This window comes from Zeimonas arvi (assembly GCF_008039575.1).
Lineage (GTDB): Bacteria > Pseudomonadota > Gammaproteobacteria > Burkholderiales > Burkholderiaceae_E > Zeimonas > Zeimonas arvi.
Map to the genome: position 1 here is coordinate 150,867 of NZ_VDUY01000007.1, position 16,024 is coordinate 166,890.

Annotated in this window: 14 protein-coding genes; 6 read left to right on the forward strand and 8 right to left on the reverse strand. The window is 72.0% G+C overall.

The features are described 5' to 3' along the window. Positions 1-34: 34 nt before the first annotated feature. The gene (sugE, locus tag FHP08_RS16270; RefSeq protein WP_147705541.1) at positions 35-349 is read left to right on the forward strand and encodes a quaternary ammonium compound efflux SMR transporter SugE; all 315 of its coding nucleotides are present in this window, start codon (positions 35-37) and stop codon (positions 347-349) included. Here the strand turns inward: sugE and FHP08_RS16275 are convergent. The 4 genes from FHP08_RS16275 to eno are packed head-to-tail and all read right to left on the reverse strand — an operon-like array spanning position 339 to position 5,736. Continuing rightward, entirely contained in the window at positions 339-1,808 is a 1,470-nt protein-coding gene (locus tag FHP08_RS16275) for a DUF3482 domain-containing protein (protein ID WP_147705542.1), read from the reverse strand. The two genes, sugE and FHP08_RS16275, sit on opposite strands and share 11 nt — an antisense overlap. A 24-nt stretch (positions 1,809-1,832) precedes the next feature. Further along, entirely contained in the window at positions 1,833-3,359 is a 1,527-nt protein-coding gene (locus FHP08_RS16280; RefSeq protein ID WP_147705543.1) for a DUF2868 domain-containing protein, read from the reverse strand. Then, the gene (locus FHP08_RS16285; protein ID WP_222707917.1) at positions 3,356-4,441 is read right to left on the reverse strand and encodes a phosphotransferase family protein; all 1,086 of its coding nucleotides are present in this window, start codon (positions 4,439-4,441) and stop codon (positions 3,356-3,358) included. The genes FHP08_RS16280 and FHP08_RS16285 overlap by 4 nt, the downstream gene beginning before the upstream one ends. Continuing rightward, positions 4,438-5,736: a phosphopyruvate hydratase gene (gene eno, locus FHP08_RS16290; protein WP_147705544.1), complete on the reverse strand. Its 1,299-nt coding sequence runs from the start codon at positions 5,734-5,736 to the stop codon at positions 4,438-4,440. Before eno ends, FHP08_RS16285 begins: the two co-directional genes overlap by 4 nt. A 148-nt stretch (positions 5,737-5,884) precedes the next feature. Between eno and FHP08_RS16295 the strand changes: the two genes are divergently transcribed. Beyond that, the gene (locus FHP08_RS16295) at positions 5,885-6,283 is read left to right on the forward strand and encodes a cytochrome c (RefSeq protein WP_147705545.1); all 399 of its coding nucleotides are present in this window, start codon (positions 5,885-5,887) and stop codon (positions 6,281-6,283) included. Between the two features lie 76 nt (positions 6,284-6,359). Next, entirely contained in the window at positions 6,360-7,199 is an 840-nt protein-coding gene (locus tag FHP08_RS16300; RefSeq protein ID WP_147705546.1) for a 2-keto-4-pentenoate hydratase, read from the forward strand. Positions 7,200-7,266: 67 nt separating this feature from the next. Here the strand turns inward: FHP08_RS16300 and FHP08_RS16305 are convergent, their stop codons facing one another. The 3 genes from FHP08_RS16305 to FHP08_RS16315 are packed head-to-tail and all read right to left on the reverse strand — an operon-like array spanning position 7,267 to position 10,468. Then, positions 7,267-8,337, reverse strand: a complete 1,071-nt coding sequence (locus FHP08_RS16305; RefSeq protein ID WP_147705547.1) for an alcohol dehydrogenase — start codon at positions 8,335-8,337, stop codon at positions 7,267-7,269. 35 nt (positions 8,338-8,372) lie between these two features. Further along, positions 8,373-9,968, reverse strand: a complete 1,596-nt coding sequence (locus tag FHP08_RS16310) for an acyl-CoA synthetase (protein WP_225879171.1) — start codon at positions 9,966-9,968, stop codon at positions 8,373-8,375. Beyond that, positions 9,965-10,468, reverse strand: a complete 504-nt coding sequence (locus FHP08_RS16315; protein ID WP_147705548.1) for an LEA type 2 family protein — start codon at positions 10,466-10,468, stop codon at positions 9,965-9,967. Before FHP08_RS16315 ends, FHP08_RS16310 begins: the two co-directional genes overlap by 4 nt. Before the next feature lie 86 nt (positions 10,469-10,554). On the opposite strand from FHP08_RS16315, the gene FHP08_RS16320 reads away from it, so the two are divergent. Genes FHP08_RS16320 through FHP08_RS16330 form a run of 3 tightly spaced genes read left to right on the forward strand, consistent with a single transcriptional unit; the run spans position 10,555 to position 14,830 of the window. Continuing rightward, positions 10,555-11,730 (forward strand): TAXI family TRAP transporter solute-binding subunit, encoded by a 1,176-nt coding sequence (locus FHP08_RS16320; RefSeq protein WP_147705549.1) that lies wholly within the window; start codon positions 10,555-10,557, stop codon positions 11,728-11,730. A 7-nt stretch (positions 11,731-11,737) separates the two neighbouring features. After that, positions 11,738-13,708 (forward strand): TRAP transporter permease, encoded by a 1,971-nt coding sequence (locus FHP08_RS16325; RefSeq protein WP_147705550.1) that lies wholly within the window; start codon positions 11,738-11,740, stop codon positions 13,706-13,708. Positions 13,709-13,711: 3 nt separating this feature from the next. After that, entirely contained in the window at positions 13,712-14,830 is a 1,119-nt protein-coding gene (locus FHP08_RS16330) for a hypothetical protein (RefSeq protein ID WP_147705551.1), read from the forward strand. On the opposite strand, the gene senA is transcribed toward FHP08_RS16330, so the two are convergent. Continuing rightward, on the reverse strand, positions 14,825-16,024 hold the full coding sequence (senA, locus tag FHP08_RS16335) for a selenoneine synthase SenA (RefSeq protein WP_147705552.1): 1,200 nt from the start codon (positions 16,022-16,024) through the stop codon (positions 14,825-14,827). The two genes, FHP08_RS16330 and senA, sit on opposite strands and share 6 nt — an antisense overlap.

Below are 16,024 nucleotides of genomic sequence, written 5' to 3' on the forward strand. Positions count from 1 at the left end.
GTGCAATCTTACGCGTTCGTTTCAGGAGGAATCGATGGCGTGGTGGGTGCTGTTCGCGGCAGGGTTGTTCGAGATCGGCTGGGCGGTGGGGCTGAAGTACACGGAAGGTTTCACGCGACCGCTGGCCAGTGCGCTCACGCTCGGCGCGATGGCGATCAGCGTGCTGCTCCTCGGGCTCTCGCTGAAGACGCTGCCGCTGGGCACCGCCTACGCGGTGTGGACCGGCATCGGGACGATCGGAACCGCCGCGCTGGGCATCCTGCTGTTCGGCGATCCGGCCACGGCCGCGCGGCTGGTCTGCATCGGCCTGATCCTGGCCGGCATCGTGGGGCTCAAGCTCATCGGGTAGGCCGCGCCGCTTCTCCTCGTCGGGCGGCCAGGCTGCCCGGGTAGAGCGTGTCCAGGACCGCCAGCGCGGTGTCGCCAAGCAGTGGATCGAGGGCCGCGGCCACTGCGGCCTGCGCATCCGTCTCGTCGCGCAGCGTCCAGGCGTGCTCGAAGCCGTCCTTGCGCTCGCGCACCAGGTCTTCCACCACCGCTCGCCAGTGCGGCGGGTGTTCGGAGGGTGTCCAGTCGCCGCGGCCGCGGCCGTAGTGGGCCACCGCCAGGTAGCCGAGCAGGGCGGTGATCGCCAGCTCGTTCAGCATGGCGTTCGACCAGGCGACCGACGAGGACTTCGCGCCGCGCACCACGTTGTAGCCGCGCGCGATGCCGAAGGCGCCCAGCGCGCCGATCACGCCGCCGGCGAGCAGGCCCGCGCCGAAGCTCAGGCCGCCGGTGGCCAGATCGGCCTTCAGGCCGGCCAGCGCGCCCGAGACCGCGCCGCCGACCACGGCGGCCTTGCGCTCGCTGAGCGGCTCGCGCACCACGTAGTGCTCGGCCAGCCGGGCCAGCACCTCGGCGCCGGCCTGGCCCCTCAGCCCGTGCAGCGCGATCAGCCGATCGGTGCCGGTGCGGATGTCGGCATCGAGCCGGTCGGCCAGCGCGCGCATCGCGGCGCGGCGCCCCGGCGAGGGCGCGGTGCGCAGCAGGCCCAGCAGCCCGTCGTCGGCAAGCGTTTCCCGGTCGGCGGCGGCCCGCGCGAGCCGGTCGACCAGCACCGCGATCGAGGCGTCGAAGGTATCGCGGCGCCGCGCGTTCCAGGCCTCGACCAGCCGGGCGAAGGCCGCACGCGCCTCGTCGGGAAGCAGCGGGGCGAGCGTTCGCAGCAGCGTGGCTTCCTGCACCCAGCAGCGGGCGAAGGCGTCGAGCGGCAGCACCGCGCGCACCTGCTTCGCGCCCGCAAGCTCGCGTCGCCAGCGCTCGATCTCGGCGGCTTCGTCGGCGGCCGGGCGAGGCTTGCCGAGCTGGTTCAGGATCACCACGACCGGCTTGCCGATCCAGTCGAGCACGCGCATCTCGTGCGCCACGTAGCCGGCCTCGTCGGGAGTCTCCGAGGCGTTGACCAGGTACAGCACGATGTCCGCGCGCTCGCGCACGTTGCGCACGGCTTGCTGGCTCGACCACAGCGCGCGGTCGCGGAAGCGGTCCCAGACCGTGGACAGGAACCAGCCGATCGGATCGCCGGAGGCCTCGAGCCGCTTCGCCAGCCGCGCGCTGTCGCCGAATCCCGGCGTGTCCCAGAGCCAGAGCCGGTCGCCCCGAGGCGTCTCGACCAGCGTGTGCTCGTCGGCCGAATCGGTGACATGGGCCTCGTCGCGGACCTCGCCGACGTCGCGTCCGAGCAAGGTACGGGCCAGCGTGGTCTTGCCCACGTTGGTGTGGGAGATCAGGCTCAGCGAAATCGTGCGGGCGCCGTCGTCGGTCATCGTGCTGCGGTCATCGTGGTGCGCTCATCGGGCTGCGGGCGCCGGGCTCGGGGAGCGGGCCGCGAGCGCCAGGGCCTCGCCCAGCTCGCGCTCCGCGGCCCCCGGTTCGGCGCGCTCCAGGTCGACGAAGGCCGTGGCGTGTCCCTGCGCGGCCAGCATGCGCCGCCAGGCCGCGCGCCGCTCCTCGCGGCGCCGCGAGGCGGTCGGATCGTCGCCGAAGCGGGCCACGAAGGCCGACTCGTCGACCAGCGCCACCAGCGGGACGCCAGCCGGCCGCGCGGCCGCCATCGAATCCACGAAAGCGCCGTGGGTCTCGGGCTCCGGCGTGGCGATGGCCGACACCAGGGCGAAGACCGCGGCCGTGGTTCCCGGCGCCGGGCCGGACGCGCCCGGGCGCTCGATCGCCGCGCGCAGCCTCGCGCCCGCCTGCTCCTCGTCGCCGTACGCGACCGCGTCGAGCAGCTCGATCCGCGTGGCCGGACCGAACAGCCGGGAGGCGAGCTCGCACAGGGCCTGCCGGGCGGCGGGCGAGGGCCGGTGGTTGCAGGGCAGCACCAGGACGGTCGTCGCCTCGCCGCGATGCGAGCGGGCCAGGGTCGAGAAGTAGGGTTCGTCCAGTGGCAGCGGGAAGCGGGCGGCCAGCCGCCGCTCGATCGCGAGCTCGCGCGCGGCCAGCGCCAGGCGCGGCAGCACGACGACCAGGGTCGCGGTCAGTGCATACAGGTGGACCCAGGGCGCGGCCTCGGCGCCCGGCCCCGGAAGGCGCATCGCCTGCAGGGCGGCGGCATCCGGCAGCCCGATGCCGGTGAGCGCCGACGCGGGCCCCAGCACGACGCCGAGGATCGCGCGCACCTGTTCGGCGTCGAGGAAGGTGCTCTCCCACCCGGCCCGGTACTCGAAGGCCAGGCCTCGCAGGTACATGCCGGCCAGCGCGCCGAGCGCGAAGGCGATCGCGGACAAGTGAAGCGTGCGCGCGACGCGTCCGGCCTGTAGCCGGCCGCTCGCGCGCGTCCATTCTCCGGCGAAACGCGCGAGCGCCGAAGCGGCGCCCTTGCCGGCCCCCTGCGAACCGAGGGCCGGCGCGCCGAGGCGCGCGAGCCGCCCCGGCAGCGGCGCGGCCAGGCGGACCAGGGGGCCGGCGACGCTGCGGCCGGCGACGCGCCGGAACAGGCTTGCGACATAGACCGCGAGATTCCAGACCATCAGGGCGAGCAGCGGCGGCGCCAGCAGGTTGACCTCCCTGGATGCGCCGAAGGCATCGGTGGCCAGGCCGAGGACGAGCGAGATCGCCGCCAGCGCCCAGGCGATCCACGGCCGCCATCGCAGCGCGCGCAGGGCCCGCGGAGCCGCCGGCTCGCGTTCGGCGATCCGGCCGAGGGCAAGGCGGGCCCGGGCGGCGATGTAGGCCTCGGGGGGCGCCTGCTCGCCTTCGGCCCGGGCGGCGGCGCGACTGGCCCAGGCGCGGTCCTCGTCGCTCCAGGGCACCGAGCCGGTCGGCGCGGTCTCCCAGGCTCGCACGAGCAGGGTGGCGCGGGCGTCGGCTTCGTTCATCGGGGCGTGCCGGGCTCGGCGGCGGGCTCCCCGCGTGCCGTGAGCCAGTCGCGTGCGATTTCGCCGAGGGTGCGGGGCGCGCTCGCGATGCGCGGACCGGCGAAACGCCGGACGGTGTCGCGCGAGGTTTCGTCGCGCAGGTATTCGACCGGCGACTTGCCGTCGACGCGAGCCAGCATCAGCGCCGGCAGCAGCGCTGCGGCGCGACCCTCCAGCCCGGCGCGTGGCTCGAACCGGCCTTCCGTGAAGTAAGCCTGCGCGAAGGCCTCGAAGCTCGCGAGCAGCTCCCCGCGCCGCTCCGGGCGGACCAACGCCTTGAGCAGGAGGTGGTTCAGGCAGAAGGCGATGTCGAAGGCCGGATCGCCGTACCAGGCGCATTCGGCATCGAGCAGGATCGGTCCGTCGGGGCCTGCCAGGATGTTCTTCGGGCTGACGTCGCCGTGGACCAGCGCGATCTGCGCCGAGCCGGTGCGCTCGACCAGGGCGTTCAGGCGCGCCGCGAGATCGGGGTGCCGAGTGGCGGTCGCCAGCAGGTAGGGCTCGAGCCGCAGCGCGTGGAAGTTCGCGAGCGTGGGAAATGCGGCGGCCAGCGCCGGGTCGTGGGCGCTCGCGAAGTGGATGCGGCCGAGGATCTCGCCGACCGCCCGGGCGGTTTCCGGCTCGACCTGGCCGTCGAGCAGCTGGCGTTTCCAGACGGGGTGCGGTCCGGGGTCGAGCCAGGCCATCGCGAACAGTCCGGCCCCGGGGTCGTGCGCGAGCGGCGTCGGCACCGACTGCGGCGCCTGCCGGGCCGCGAACTTCAGCCAGGCCCATTCGTAGGCGTTGCGCGAGGTCGGCGCGCGCCAGTCGGCGGCGACCCTGAGTTTCGGCAGCGCGCGCTTCACGCAGACCGTGCCGAGGTCGGTGTCGACCCGCCAGATGTCCGAAGAAACGCCGCCTTCGAGCGGCAGGCAGCGAACCGCGTCGCCCGCCGCCGCCAGGCCATGTCGGACCAGGAAGCCCGTGATCAGGGCCCGCACGTCGGCCGAGATCGCCGGATCGCTCGTCGCGGACAGCGGGCCCGCCGCGGCGTCCCTGCTCATCGCCGGCCGGCCAGCGCCGAGGTGCCGGAGAAGGGGGCGCCGCTTTCCTCCTCGATGCGCAGGAGCTGGTTGTACTTGGCGAGGCGCTCGCCGCAGCGCACCGATCCGATCTTGATCTGGCCGGCGCCAGTGCCCACCGCGAGGTCGGCGATGAACGGGTCCTCGGTCTCGCCGGAGCGGGCCGAGACGACCGGCGCGTAGCCCGCCTCGCGGGCGCGGCGGATCACGCCCAGCGTGCCGCTCAAGGTGCCGTTCTGGTTCAGCTTGATCAGCACGCCGTTGGCCACCCCTTCGGCGATGCCGCGCGCCACCCTGGCCGGATTCGTGGTGAACAGGTCGTCGCCCACCAGCTGCACGGCGTCGCCCAGCCGCTCGGTCAGCGTCTGCCAGCCGGGCCAGTCCTCCTCGTCCAGCGCGTCCTCGATCGAGACCACCGGGAAGCCACGCACCCAGTCGGCCACCATCTCGATCATCTCGGCGCTGCTGGCGTCGCGGCCCTCCCGTGCAAGGCGGTAGCGGCCCGGCGCCGGCCCCTTCAGCGAAGTCGCCGCCACGTCGATGGCGATGGTGACGTCGCGGCCGGGGGCCAGGCCGGCGCGCGCGATCGACTCGACCATCAGCTCGAGCGCTTCGTGGCCGGTGGGCAGACCCGGGCTCAGTCCGCCCTCGTCGGCCAGCAGCGTGGGCAGGCCGCGCCGGGCCATCGCATCGCTGGCCGCCGAGCGGACCGAGGCGACCATCTCGATCGACTCGGCGATCGAACGCGCGCTGGCGGGGATCGCGAGGAAGTCCTGTACGTCCATCCCGCGGCCGGCGTGGAGCCCGCCCGACAGGATGTTGACCATCGGCATCGGCATCGAGATCGCGTCGTTGCCCGAGAGCGCCGCGATGCGCCGGTACAGGGGCTGGCGCAGCGACGCGGCCGCGGCCCGGCAGGCCGCCAGCGAGACGCCGAGGATCGCGTTGGCGCCCAGGCGCTCGAGCTGCGGCGTGCCGTCGAGCTCGACGAGCCGCCGGTCCAGTCCGGGCTGGTCGCAGGCGTCGAGGCCGCGCAGCGCGCCGGCGATCTCGCCGTCGACGTTGGCGACCGCGCGCCGCACGCCGAACCCGGCATAGCGAGCCGGCTCGCGGTCGCGCAGTTCGTGCGCCTCGGCCGCGCCGGTGGAGGCGCCCGAGGGCACCGAGGCGCGGCCGAGCGAGCCGTCCTCGAGGACGACATCGACTTCGACCGTGGGGCGGCCTCGCGAATCGAGGACCTGGCGGGCGTGCAGCGAACGGATGGCGGTAGCGGTCATGGAGCGAGCGAAACGGGCGGAGCGTCGGACCCGGCGAGTTTAGCGCCCTCGCGATTGGCAAGCGGGGCGATCGCTGCGACGATATGCGGAGATGTCGCAGGCGGCCGGGGCCGACCCTGCGGGTTCTCGATTCCAGATGGAGACGCCGATGCAAGCCAGTGTGCGATTCCGACCGCGCATGGGCGCGCCGATCCGGGGCGTGCTCACCCGGGGCGCGCTGACGATCGCCGCGGCGGCCTTGCTGGCCGTCACGCAGGCCGCGGGCGCGCAGGGCGGGGGCGGACAGCGCGACCTCGCGCGCGGCCAGTCGCTCTACGAAACGAGCTGCGGCGGCTGCCACGATCGCAGCGTGCACGGCCGCGCCGAGCGCAGCGCCCGGACCTACGAGGAGATCCGCAGCTATGTCGTACGCTGGCAGAGGGAGGTCCGCGCATCGTGGCAGCCCGACGACATCGATGCGGTCACCGCCTGGCTGAACGACCGCTATTACCGCTTCCCTTGTCCGACCACCGTCTGCGCGGCGCCGCGGGCGTCCGTGCCGCGCTGATACATTGGCGCGGTCCCGGCGTTCGAGCTTGCCGGGGCGTACTCGTTCCCGTGTCCTTCCCCTTCGAGCCCTGCCGATGACCATACGAAGCGCCTCACGCGCCCTGAAAGCCCAGGATTCCGCGCATGCGCGGATCGAACGAGCCGTCCGCTGGCTGGTCGAGCAGCATCGCGGCCGCAAGCCCTTCGCCGGCTTTCCGCGCGACTGCGCGCCGGCCAGCGTCGAACAGGCCTATGCGATCCAGGACGCCTTCGTCGAAGCGAAGGCGCGCGAGTGCGGCGAGCCGATGGGCTGGAAGATCGCCTTGTCCAATCCGGCGATGCAGCGCTTCGTCGGGCTCGCCGAGCCGGTCGCCGGGCGCCTGCATCGGCGACAGGTGGTGGGCGCGCCGGCGCACGCGCGCGCAGCCGCCTACGGGCGCCTGCTGGTGGAGTTCGAGTTCGCGGTCGAACTCGGCGAGGATCTCCCGCCCCGGGCGGGCGGCTACTCGCGAGCGCTGGTCGCACAGGCGGTGGCCGCGGTGCGCCCGGCCTTCGAGCTCGCCGACGATCGCGGCGCCGATTACCAGACGCTGAATGCGCACGGCCTGCAGCTGGTCGCCGACAACGCCTGGAACGAGGGCGCGGTTCTCGGCGAGCGCCGCACCGACTGGCGCAGCCTGGACCTGGCCGAGCTCGACGGCTTCGTCGCGATCGACGGCCAGCAGGTCGGCGCCGGTTCGGGCCGCGACCTGATGGGACATCCGCTCGATGCGCTCGCCTGGCTCGCCAGCCACGTCTCGCGGCGCGGGCTCACGATGCGGGCCGGCGACGTGGCCATCCTCGGCAGCCTGGTCACTTCCAAGTTCCCGCGGCCCGGCGAGCGACTGGATTTCGCGCTGGAAGGCTTCGACCCGATCTCGCTCTACGTGGACTGAGGCGGCATGGACGGATCCCGGGTGCGACAGGACGCCGCCCGGCCCGCCGCGGTCGCGGTGCCACGGTTCAGGGCTGCAGGACCACGCGCCCGACCACCTTGCCCGCCGCCAGGTCGGCCAGCGCCTGGTTGACCGTGGCGAGGGGCCGGCGATCGAGCGGAATCTTCGGCAGGTCGATCTTCTGCGCCAGCGCCACCAGCTCGCGCAGGTCGTGCAGCCCGGCCACGTAGGAGCCGCGGATCGTCAGCGACTTCAGCGGGAACATCGGCAGCGGAATGCGGAACTCGCCGCCGAACAGGCCCACGATCACCACCTCGCCGCTGCGCCGGACCAGATTGGCGGCCAGCGAGGCGCTGCTCTCCGCGCCCACGAAATCCAGCGCGCCGGCGATGTTCTGCGCGCAGGCCCTGGCGATAGTCTTCAGCGCGTCGGGTGCCGTCGGATCGAAGGCGGCCGACGCGCCGTTGGCGAGCGCCGCTTCGCGCTTGGCGGGGTCGGGGTCGATCGCGACGATCTTCGCCGGCGAGGTGGCCGACAGCAGCGCCACCGCGGTCATGCCCACGCCGCCGCAGCCGACCATCGCGATCCAGTCCTCGGCCGTGGCCGGCGAGAGCTTGCGGATCGCGCCCCAGGCAGTGATCCCGGCGCAGGCGAAGGTGGCCGCGTGCGCCGGGTCGAGCTTGCCGATGGGCACCAGGTAGCGCTCGTGCGGCACGCGGACCAGGTCGGCATAGCCGCCGGGCAGCTGGATGCCCAGGTTGCGCGCCACCTTCGTGCAGAGCTGCTCGTCGCCGCGGGCGCAGACCGCGCACTCGCCGCAGCCCAGCCAGGGGTAGGCGATCACCCGGTCGCCGACGGACACTCCGGTGACCTCGGGCCCGATCTCGACCACCTCGCCGCCGATCTCGTGGCCCATGGTGACCGGCAGCCGGGTGCCCGCGCGCTCGAGCGAGGACAGCTTGCCGCCCCCCATGTCGAAGCCGCCTGCCTGGATGTGCAGATCGGAATGGCAGATGCCGCAGTCGGTCACCCTCAGCGTGACTTCGCGGCCGGAGGGCGGCTCGAGCGGCGTTTCCTGCAGATCGAGCGGGCCGCCCCAGCTCGAGAAGGACCAGCGATGCACACAGCGATGGTTCACGTCCGGATCTCCGTTCGGGATGGGTCGATGAGCGTTCAGCCGGCGATGCGCTCGCGCAGCTCGCGCTTCAGGATCTTGCCGCTCGCGTTCTTGGGCAGCGCGTCGACGAACACGATCCGCTTGGGCACCTTGAAGCCGGCCAGGCGCTCGCGGCAATGCGTCTTCAGCGCGTCTTCGTCGGCCGACTGCCCGCCTCGCAGGACGATCGCCGCCGTCACAGCCTCGATCCACTCGGGGTGCGGCGTGCCGAAGACCGCGGCCTCGGCGACCGCGGGGTGCTGGTAGAGGACTTCTTCCACCTCGCGACTGGCCACGTTCTCGCCGCCGGTCTTGATCATGTCCTTCTTGCGGTCGACCACGCGCAGGTAGCCTTCCTCGTCGAAGACGCCCAGGTCGCCACTGTGGAACCACCCTCCGCGGAAGGCCTCGGCGGTCTTCTGCTCGTCGTTCCAGTAGCCGAGCATCACGTGCGGCCCGCGGTGAACGATCTCGCCCACGGTGCCCGGCGGCACCGGGCGATCCTCGTCGTCGACGACACGCGTCTCCACGTTGATCGCCGGTCGGCCGGCCGAGCCGAGCTTGCGCAGCTGGTCCTCGGGGCGCAGCACGGTGGCCACCGGCGACATCTCGGTCTGGCCGTAGAAGTTGAACAGGCGCATGGCGGGCAACCGCTGCGACAGCTCGCGCACGATCTCCATCGGCATGATCGAGGCGCCGTAGTAACCCTTGCGCAGCGACGAGAGGTCGCGCCGCTCGAAGTCGGGATGTCGTAGCAGGGCGATCCACACCGTGGGCGGGCAGAACAGTTTCGTCGCGCGTTCGGCCTCGACCGCCGCCAGCATGGCTGCGGGATCGGCGCCCGGCAGCAGGATGTTGGTGGCTCCCAGGTACAGGCCGGGCGACAGGAAGCAGTGAAGCTGCGCGCAGTGGAACAGCGGCAGCGCGTGCACCTCGACGTCGTCGCCGGACATCTCGCCGTCGACGATGCAGCTCACGTACTGGGCCACCAGGTTGCGGCTCGACAGCGCCGCCCCCTTGGGCCGCGACTCGGTGCCGCTGGTGTAGAGCAGCTGCAGCGGTTCGTCGTCGCCCAGGTCGACCTCGGGGCGCGCGGCGTCGGCGTGGCGCAGCCAGGCGAAGGCGTCCTCCCAGCCCTCGGGGACCGGTCCGCCGTGCTCCGGGATCACGGCCTTCAGGCGAACCCGCGGCGCCGCAGGGTCGAGCAGGGCGTCGGAAGCCACCTGCAGCAGCGAGTCCTCGGCCACCAGCGCCACGCTGCCGCTGTGGCCCAGGATGTAGGCGACCTCGGCCGCCTTGAGCATGAAGTTGACCGGCACCAGGATCACGCCCAGCCGCGCCGCGGCGAAGCTCAGCACGACGAAGGCATGGTTGTTGCGCGAGAGCAGCGCCAGCCGGTCGCCCTTGCCGATGCCCCGCCTGGCCAGCGCGTTGGCGGTCCGATTGACCGTGTCGTCGAGCTCGGCGTAGGTCTGGCGAAGGCCGCCCCAGACCAGCGCGGTCTTGTCCGGCACCCGCCGGGCGCTGCGCCAGAGCAGGTCGGCGAAGCCGTGGCTGCGGGCGCGGGCGATCGTGGCCTGCAGCGGCGGCGAGAAACCCATCGTGCCGGTCATCGCGAGCTCCCCTCGAGACGCCTGCGCAGGGCCTGCGGCAGCATCAGGTCGCCGCTCGACTCGAAGCGGGTGGCGCCGAACACCGGACCGGAAAGCTTGCCGCGCATCGTGTACTCGGTGCCCGGGCGCTCGCCGGTGGCCAGCCCGATGGCCTGGCGCACCAGCGCGCTCATCGACACGCTGACCGGCACCGCCAGCACCTCCTCGCCGAAGCGGGGAATCGTGCCGCGCCGGTCGCTCACCCCCGAGGCGAGCTTCGAGCCGCCAATCGCGAGCTCGACCCACAGGCCGTCGTATTCGATCGGCCGCTCGTTGGGGTTCTGGATCCGCAGTCGCAGCTCGAAGCGCGACTCCAGGCCTTCGCCGGCGATGGGCTCGATCCCGACCAGGTTGACCGTGGGCGGCTCGTGCAGACCGAGCGAGGCGCAGCCGGCCAGGCCGAGCGCAAGCAGATGGGCGCCGAGCAGGATCGCCGCGCGCCGTACAAGCAGGTGGTTCATCGTGGTGCCTCCGTAGGGATCAGGATAACTGGATCGCGTCGGCGAGGCTCTGCTAGGATCGCCCCTCCAACAACGAGGATGGAGACATGGCCATGATCCGAGCCCACCGACTCGGAGGCCGCGCGCTGCTCGCGCTCGGCCTCGCCGCGGCGATCGCCGCGCCCGCCGCCGCTCAGCCCAAGCTGCCCGACACGCTGTCCTGGAGCGCCTACGACGTAGGCTCCGGCGGCTACAACCAGGCCGTCGCCATCGGCAACGCCCTCAAGCAGAAGTACGGCGTGAACCTGCGCGTGCTGCCCGGGAAGAACGACGTCTCGCGCACGCTGCCGCTGCGCGAAGGCAAGGTCCAGTTCTCGGCCAACGGCGTCGGCGGCACCTACCTGTCCCAGGAAGGCGTCTACGAGTTCGGCGCGAAGAACTGGGGGCCGCAGCCGGTCCGCGCGCTGATGCTGAACACCTCCGACCAGCTGCTCACCGTGGTGGCCGCCGGCGACGTGGGCATCAAGACCGTCGCCGACCTGAAGGGCAAGCGGGTGGCGTGGGTGATCGGCGCGCCGTCGCTGAACCAGAACATCACCGCGATCCTGGCGCATGCCAACCTCACCTGGGACGACGTCAAGAAGGTCGAGTTCGGCGGTTTCGGCGCCGCCATGGACGGCATCGTCAACAACCAGGTCGACGCGGCCTTCAGTTCGTCGATCTCCGGCAAGGCCTACGCAATCGCCAAGTCGCCTCGCGGCCTGGTCTATCCGATCATCGCGCATGCCGACAAGGAAGGCTGGAAGCGGATGAACGCGATCGCGCCGTTCTTCTTCCCCTTCATGGGCACCGAGGGGGCCGAGCTGTCCAAGGAGAAGCCGGCCGAGGCCGCGACCTACCCCTATCCGGTCCTGATGACCTACGCCGATCGCGATGTCGACACGGTCTACAACATGACCAAGGCGATGGTCGAGGCCTTCGGCGACTACAAGGACAACGCCCCGGGCAACAGCGGCTGGGATGCCAAGCGCCAGAACTTCGCGTGGGTCGTGCCCTACCACGACGGCGCGATCAAGTACTGGAAGGAGGCCGGCCTCTGGAAACCCGAGCACCAGGCGCACAACGACAAGCTGATCGAGCGCCAGAAGGTGATGGCGGCCGCCTGGGCCGAGGTGAGCAAGGGCAGCCACGCCGACGACGAGGCCTTCAAGAACGCCTGGGCCAAGGCGCGCGCCGATGCGCTCACCAAGGCGGGTTTCGATCCGGTGCTGACCTCCTGGTGACCGGTCGATGACTGACGCAGCCCCCCAGGCGCCGGCCGAGGCGTCCCGTTACCGAAGTCTGCCGGCCGCCTGGAGCGGGCTGATGATCGCGCTGACGCTCGGCGCGATCTTCCTCGCGCTGAACCAGGTGCTGAATCTCGGGTTCTTCGTCGGCAAGACGATCCTCGACAGCAGCTACCTCTACATGCTGGCCGCGCTGCTGGTCGGCGCGGTCTTCCTGCTGATTCCAGCCAGCGGGCCGGCCCCGCGCGACCGGGTGCCCTGGTACGACGCGCTGCTGTTCGCGATGATGGCTGCCGTGTTCGCCTACTTCGCCTGGAACGGCCAGCGGATCGTCGAAGAGGCCTGGGAGTTCATGGCGCCCGACACCGCGGTCTGGGTCGCCGGCCTCGGCTGGCTGCTCCTGCTCGAGGCCACGCGCCGCGCCGGCGGCACCACCGTCGCGATCGTGGTCGCGCTGTTCTCCTTCTACCCGGTGTTCGCCGAGATCATGCCCGGGCCGATCTCCGGGCTGGGCCAGGATCTCCGCACCACGGCGGGCTACCACTTCGCCAGCAGCGAGAGCGTGATGGGGATCCCCACGCGCGCCTTCGGCGAACTGGTGATCGGTTTCGTGATGTTCGGCGCGGCGCTGCAGTACACGGGCGCGGCGCAGTTCTTCAACAACCTCGCGCTCGCCCTGTTCGGCGCGGTGCGCGGCGGACCGGCCAAGGTCGCGATCTTCGCCAGCGGCCTGATGGGCTCGGTCAGCGGCAGCGTGGTCTCCAACGTGCTGACCACCGGCGTGGTGACCATTCCCGCGATGAAGCGCACCGGCTTCTCGCCGGCCTACGCCGGCGGGGTCGAGGCCTGCGCGTCGACCGGCGGCGTCCTGATGCCGCCGGTGATGGGCGCCACTGCCTTCATCATGGCGTCCTTCCTCGGCAAGCCCTACGCCGCGATCGCGATCGCGGCCACGATCCCTTCGCTGCTGTACTACTTCGCCTTGTTCATGCAGATCGATGGCTATGCCGCGCGCAAGGGTCTGAAGGGCCTGCCGCGCGAGGAGCTTCCCTCGATCCGCAAGACCTTCGCCGAAGGCTGGCAGTACATCTTCGTCTTCGTGCTGCTGGTCTGGATGCTGCTCGTGCTCCAGCGCGAGGCGCTGGCGCCGTTCTATGCCACGGCGCTGCTGCTGGCCATCAACCAGTGCGCGAAACAGCATCGCCTGGACCTGCGCAAGCTCGGCAGGCTGATCCTCGGGATCGGCGGCGCGCTCGCAGAGCTCGCCGCGCTGCTGGCCGGCGTGGGCATGATCATCGGCGCCCTGTCGGTCACAGGCCTGGCGGGCACGCTGGCCAACGACCTGGTCTACCTGGCCGGCAACAACGTCTACGTGCTGCTGGTCATGGGGGCGCTGACCAGCTTCGTGTTCGGCATGGGCATGACCATCACTGCCTGCTACATCTTCCTGGCGATCGTGCTGGCGCCGCCCCTGGTGGCAGCCGGCTTCGACCCGGTGGCGGTCCATCTGTTCATGCTTTACTGGGGCATGGTGTCCTTCATCACGCCCCCGGTGGCGCTGGCTGCCTTCGTGGCCTCGGGCCTGGCCGGCGCGCCGCCGATCAAGGTGGGTCTGCAGTCGATGCGGCTGGGCAGCATCATGTACATCGTGCCCTTCTTCTTCGTGCTGAATCCGGCGCTCATCATGCGTGGCGATGCCGGAGAGATCGTCGTCGTGGTGCTTACGGCCATCATCGGGATCCTGCTGCTCGCCGCGGCGCTCGAAGGCTACCTGCTCGGGCTGGGTGCCTTGCGCGGCAGCGCCTTCGCATTCGTCGGGCGCATCCTGCTGGCCGCCGGCGGGCTCATGCTCGCGTTGCCCGGCGGCGGCGATCTCGGGCTGAGCCATCTCCAGTTGTCGGTGGCCGGCGTCGCGGTGGCCGCGATCGGCGCGGCGGTCGGCCGCATTGGCAGCGGAGCGGCGACGAGAGCCTGAGCCATGCAGCCGCAGGCGCCCGGCAACCGGCCGCTGCGGCTGCTTCTCCTTTTCGAGAAGGAGTGGGATGCCGGGGGCTTCGCGCCCTTGCTCGAGGCCGGCGAGATCGAGGTCTTCGCCGAAGGCTTCGACCTGTTCCGCTTTCCCGACAATGCGCGACTGCTGGCCTTCGATCCCTGGACCTTCGTCGAGCGCATCTGTCGCAAGTACCGGGGCCGCGTCGACGCGGTGGTGTCGAACAACGAACAGTTCGGGGCCCTGCCCGCCGCGGTGGTGGCCCAGCGCCTCGGCCTGCCCGGCAACGATCCCGCGGCGGTGTGCCGGGCGCACCACAAGCTGCTTGCGCGGCAGGTCCAGCACTCGGTCGCGCCCCAGGCGAGCATCGCCGCAGTCGCGCTGCCCATGGCGCTCGACGACCCCGGGGTGCGCGACCCGGCCGCGCTGGCCGAGGTCCTGGCGGCCGCCGCGATCCGCCAGCCGGCCTTCGTCAAGCCGATCAAGGCCACCTTCTCGGTGCTCGCCCGCACCGTCCGGACCCCGGAGGAACTGGCGCGGCACCCCGATTTCGGCCGCTTCGAGCGGCTGGTGATCCGCAGGCTGGTCGCCCCCTACGCCGCGCTCGCCTCGCGCTACCTGACGATGCCTTGCGACCCCACGCGGATGATCGTCGAGGAACCGGTCGACGCCCACCAGTTGAATGTGGACGGCTACGTGTTCGACGGTGAAGTCCGGGTGGTCGGGATCGTCGACGAGTGGATGTATGCCGGCGAGCGTGCCGGCGCGCTGCGGCGCGGCGGCGAGCTTCGTGTTCCGGCGCTTCGACGGCGAAGCGATGCCGGCCGCCGACGAGGGCGCGCTCGCCTGGCTGGCAGCCGAGTACCCGGGCGCGAGGCTCGCCCTCTATCCGTAGCGCGAGCGCAGTCTCGCGCGCGAGTACAAGTGGCTCGGCTCGCACCGATACGCGGTCCTGAACCTCGGCGCGGCCGACGCGGAGGCGCTCGACCGGGCCCACGCGAGAATCTGCGAGCGCTTCGGCTGGCCCTGCGTCAGGCCCGATCCGGCCTCGATCCCGCGCTTCCCCGAGGCGGCCAATCTGAGCTCATGAACCGATCCTGCTCATGAACCGATTCGCCCGCTCGCGGTCCTGAAGCCGGCGAAGACGTCGGTGCGTCCGGGGGTGAAGAAGTTGCGGTAGCGCAGGTCGCGGATCGGCGCTTCGGTCGCGAAGGCGGCGCCGCGCAACTCGCGGTGGTCCCCGAACCAGGGGGCCGAGTAGTCTCGATAGGGGCCCGGCACGAAGCCTGGATAGGGCAGGAAGGCGTCTGCCGTCCACTCCCAGACACTGTCGCCCCAGCGCAGGATGCCCAGAGCCGCGGCATGCTGCCATTGCGCGGCCGAGGGCAGGGCGCGGCCGGCCCAGCGACACCAGGCCTCGGCCTCCCAGGCGCTGACATGGACCACCGGCTGGCCGGGGTCGAGCGGCAGCCAGCGATCGAACCAGCGCCACGCCCAGCCGCCGTCGCCCGGTCGCCAGCGCGCCGGATGACTGCGCCCGTGCGCGTCGAGCCAGCGGCCTGCCTCGCCGGGCCACCAGCGCCGATCGGCATAGCCGCCGTCCTCCACGAAGGCGAGGAAGCGGCCGGCGGTCATCGGCTCGGGATCGATGTCGAAGTCCGCGATCGCGACGTCGACGGCGCCGCACTCGTTGTCGAACGCGAAGCCTGGCGCCAGCGGCCCGCAGCCCAACCGCACCGTGCCTCCGGCCACAGGGACCGGCGGTGCGATGGTTGCGCTGGTCGCCATCGCCGGCAGCCTCGCGCCGACAGGCGCCGGATAGCCGAGCGCCGCGCGCATCCAGACGAGCGCCTCGCAGTGCATCGCCTCGTGCATCAACGCCAGCCGATGGAAGTACAGCGCGTCGTCGCGATCCGGCAGGCGGGCCAGCGCCTCGAGGCTGTCGTCGAGTTGCGCCGCGAGCATCTGGCGGACCTCGCCGGGCGACGGGAGCCCGACCCGCCAGCGATCGGCGTGCGCAAGCCGCGAGGAATCCAGGATCTCGTCGGGCCCTGCGTGTCGTGGCGGGCGCGCGGCCTGCAAGAGGCCGTCCGCGTCCGGCCGGTGGGGGCCGCGCAGCGTCCACCACTCGGCGAACCAGGCCACGTGCGCGAGCTCCCAGGCGAACGGGTTCAGGCCCTCGCGAAGCGGCACCTGCCATCGACTTTCGTCGAGATCGTCGACCAGGGCCAGAAGGCGGGCGCGGATCGCCGTCAGCAGCCGGCCGAGCTCCGCCGGTCCACAGCGGCGCGCGTCGCCCAT

Bases quoted from the DNA above. Each gene is read 5' to 3' on its own strand.
- sugE (WP_147705541.1), top strand. From the start codon at position 35: ATGGCGTGGTGGGTGCTGTTCGCGGCAGGGTTGTTCGAGATCGGCTGG.
- FHP08_RS16275 (WP_147705542.1), bottom strand. From the start codon at position 1,808: ATGACCGACGACGGCGCCCGCACGATTTCGCTGAGCCTGATCTCCCAC.
- FHP08_RS16280 (WP_147705543.1), bottom strand. From the start codon at position 3,359: ATGAACGAAGCCGACGCCCGCGCCACCCTGCTCGTGCGAGCCTGGGAG.
- FHP08_RS16285 (WP_222707917.1), bottom strand. From the start codon at position 4,441: ATGAGCAGGGACGCCGCGGCGGGCCCGCTGTCCGCGACGAGCGATCCG.
- eno (WP_147705544.1), bottom strand. From the start codon at position 5,736: ATGACCGCTACCGCCATCCGTTCGCTGCACGCCCGCCAGGTCCTCGAT.
- FHP08_RS16295 (WP_147705545.1), top strand. From the start codon at position 5,885: ATGCAAGCCAGTGTGCGATTCCGACCGCGCATGGGCGCGCCGATCCGG.
- FHP08_RS16300 (WP_147705546.1), top strand. From the start codon at position 6,360: ATGACCATACGAAGCGCCTCACGCGCCCTGAAAGCCCAGGATTCCGCG.
- FHP08_RS16310 (WP_225879171.1), bottom strand. From the start codon at position 9,968: ATGACCGGCACGATGGGTTTCTCGCCGCCGCTGCAGGCCACGATCGCC.
- FHP08_RS16315 (WP_147705548.1), bottom strand. From the start codon at position 10,468: ATGAACCACCTGCTTGTACGGCGCGCGGCGATCCTGCTCGGCGCCCAT.
- FHP08_RS16320 (WP_147705549.1), top strand. From the start codon at position 10,555: ATGGCCATGATCCGAGCCCACCGACTCGGAGGCCGCGCGCTGCTCGCG.
- FHP08_RS16325 (WP_147705550.1), top strand. From the start codon at position 11,738: ATGACTGACGCAGCCCCCCAGGCGCCGGCCGAGGCGTCCCGTTACCGA.
- FHP08_RS16330 (WP_147705551.1), top strand. From the start codon at position 13,712: ATGCAGCCGCAGGCGCCCGGCAACCGGCCGCTGCGGCTGCTTCTCCTT.
- senA (WP_147705552.1), bottom strand. From the start codon at position 16,024: ATGGGCGACGCGCGCCGCTGTGGACCGGCGGAGCTCGGCCGGCTGCTG.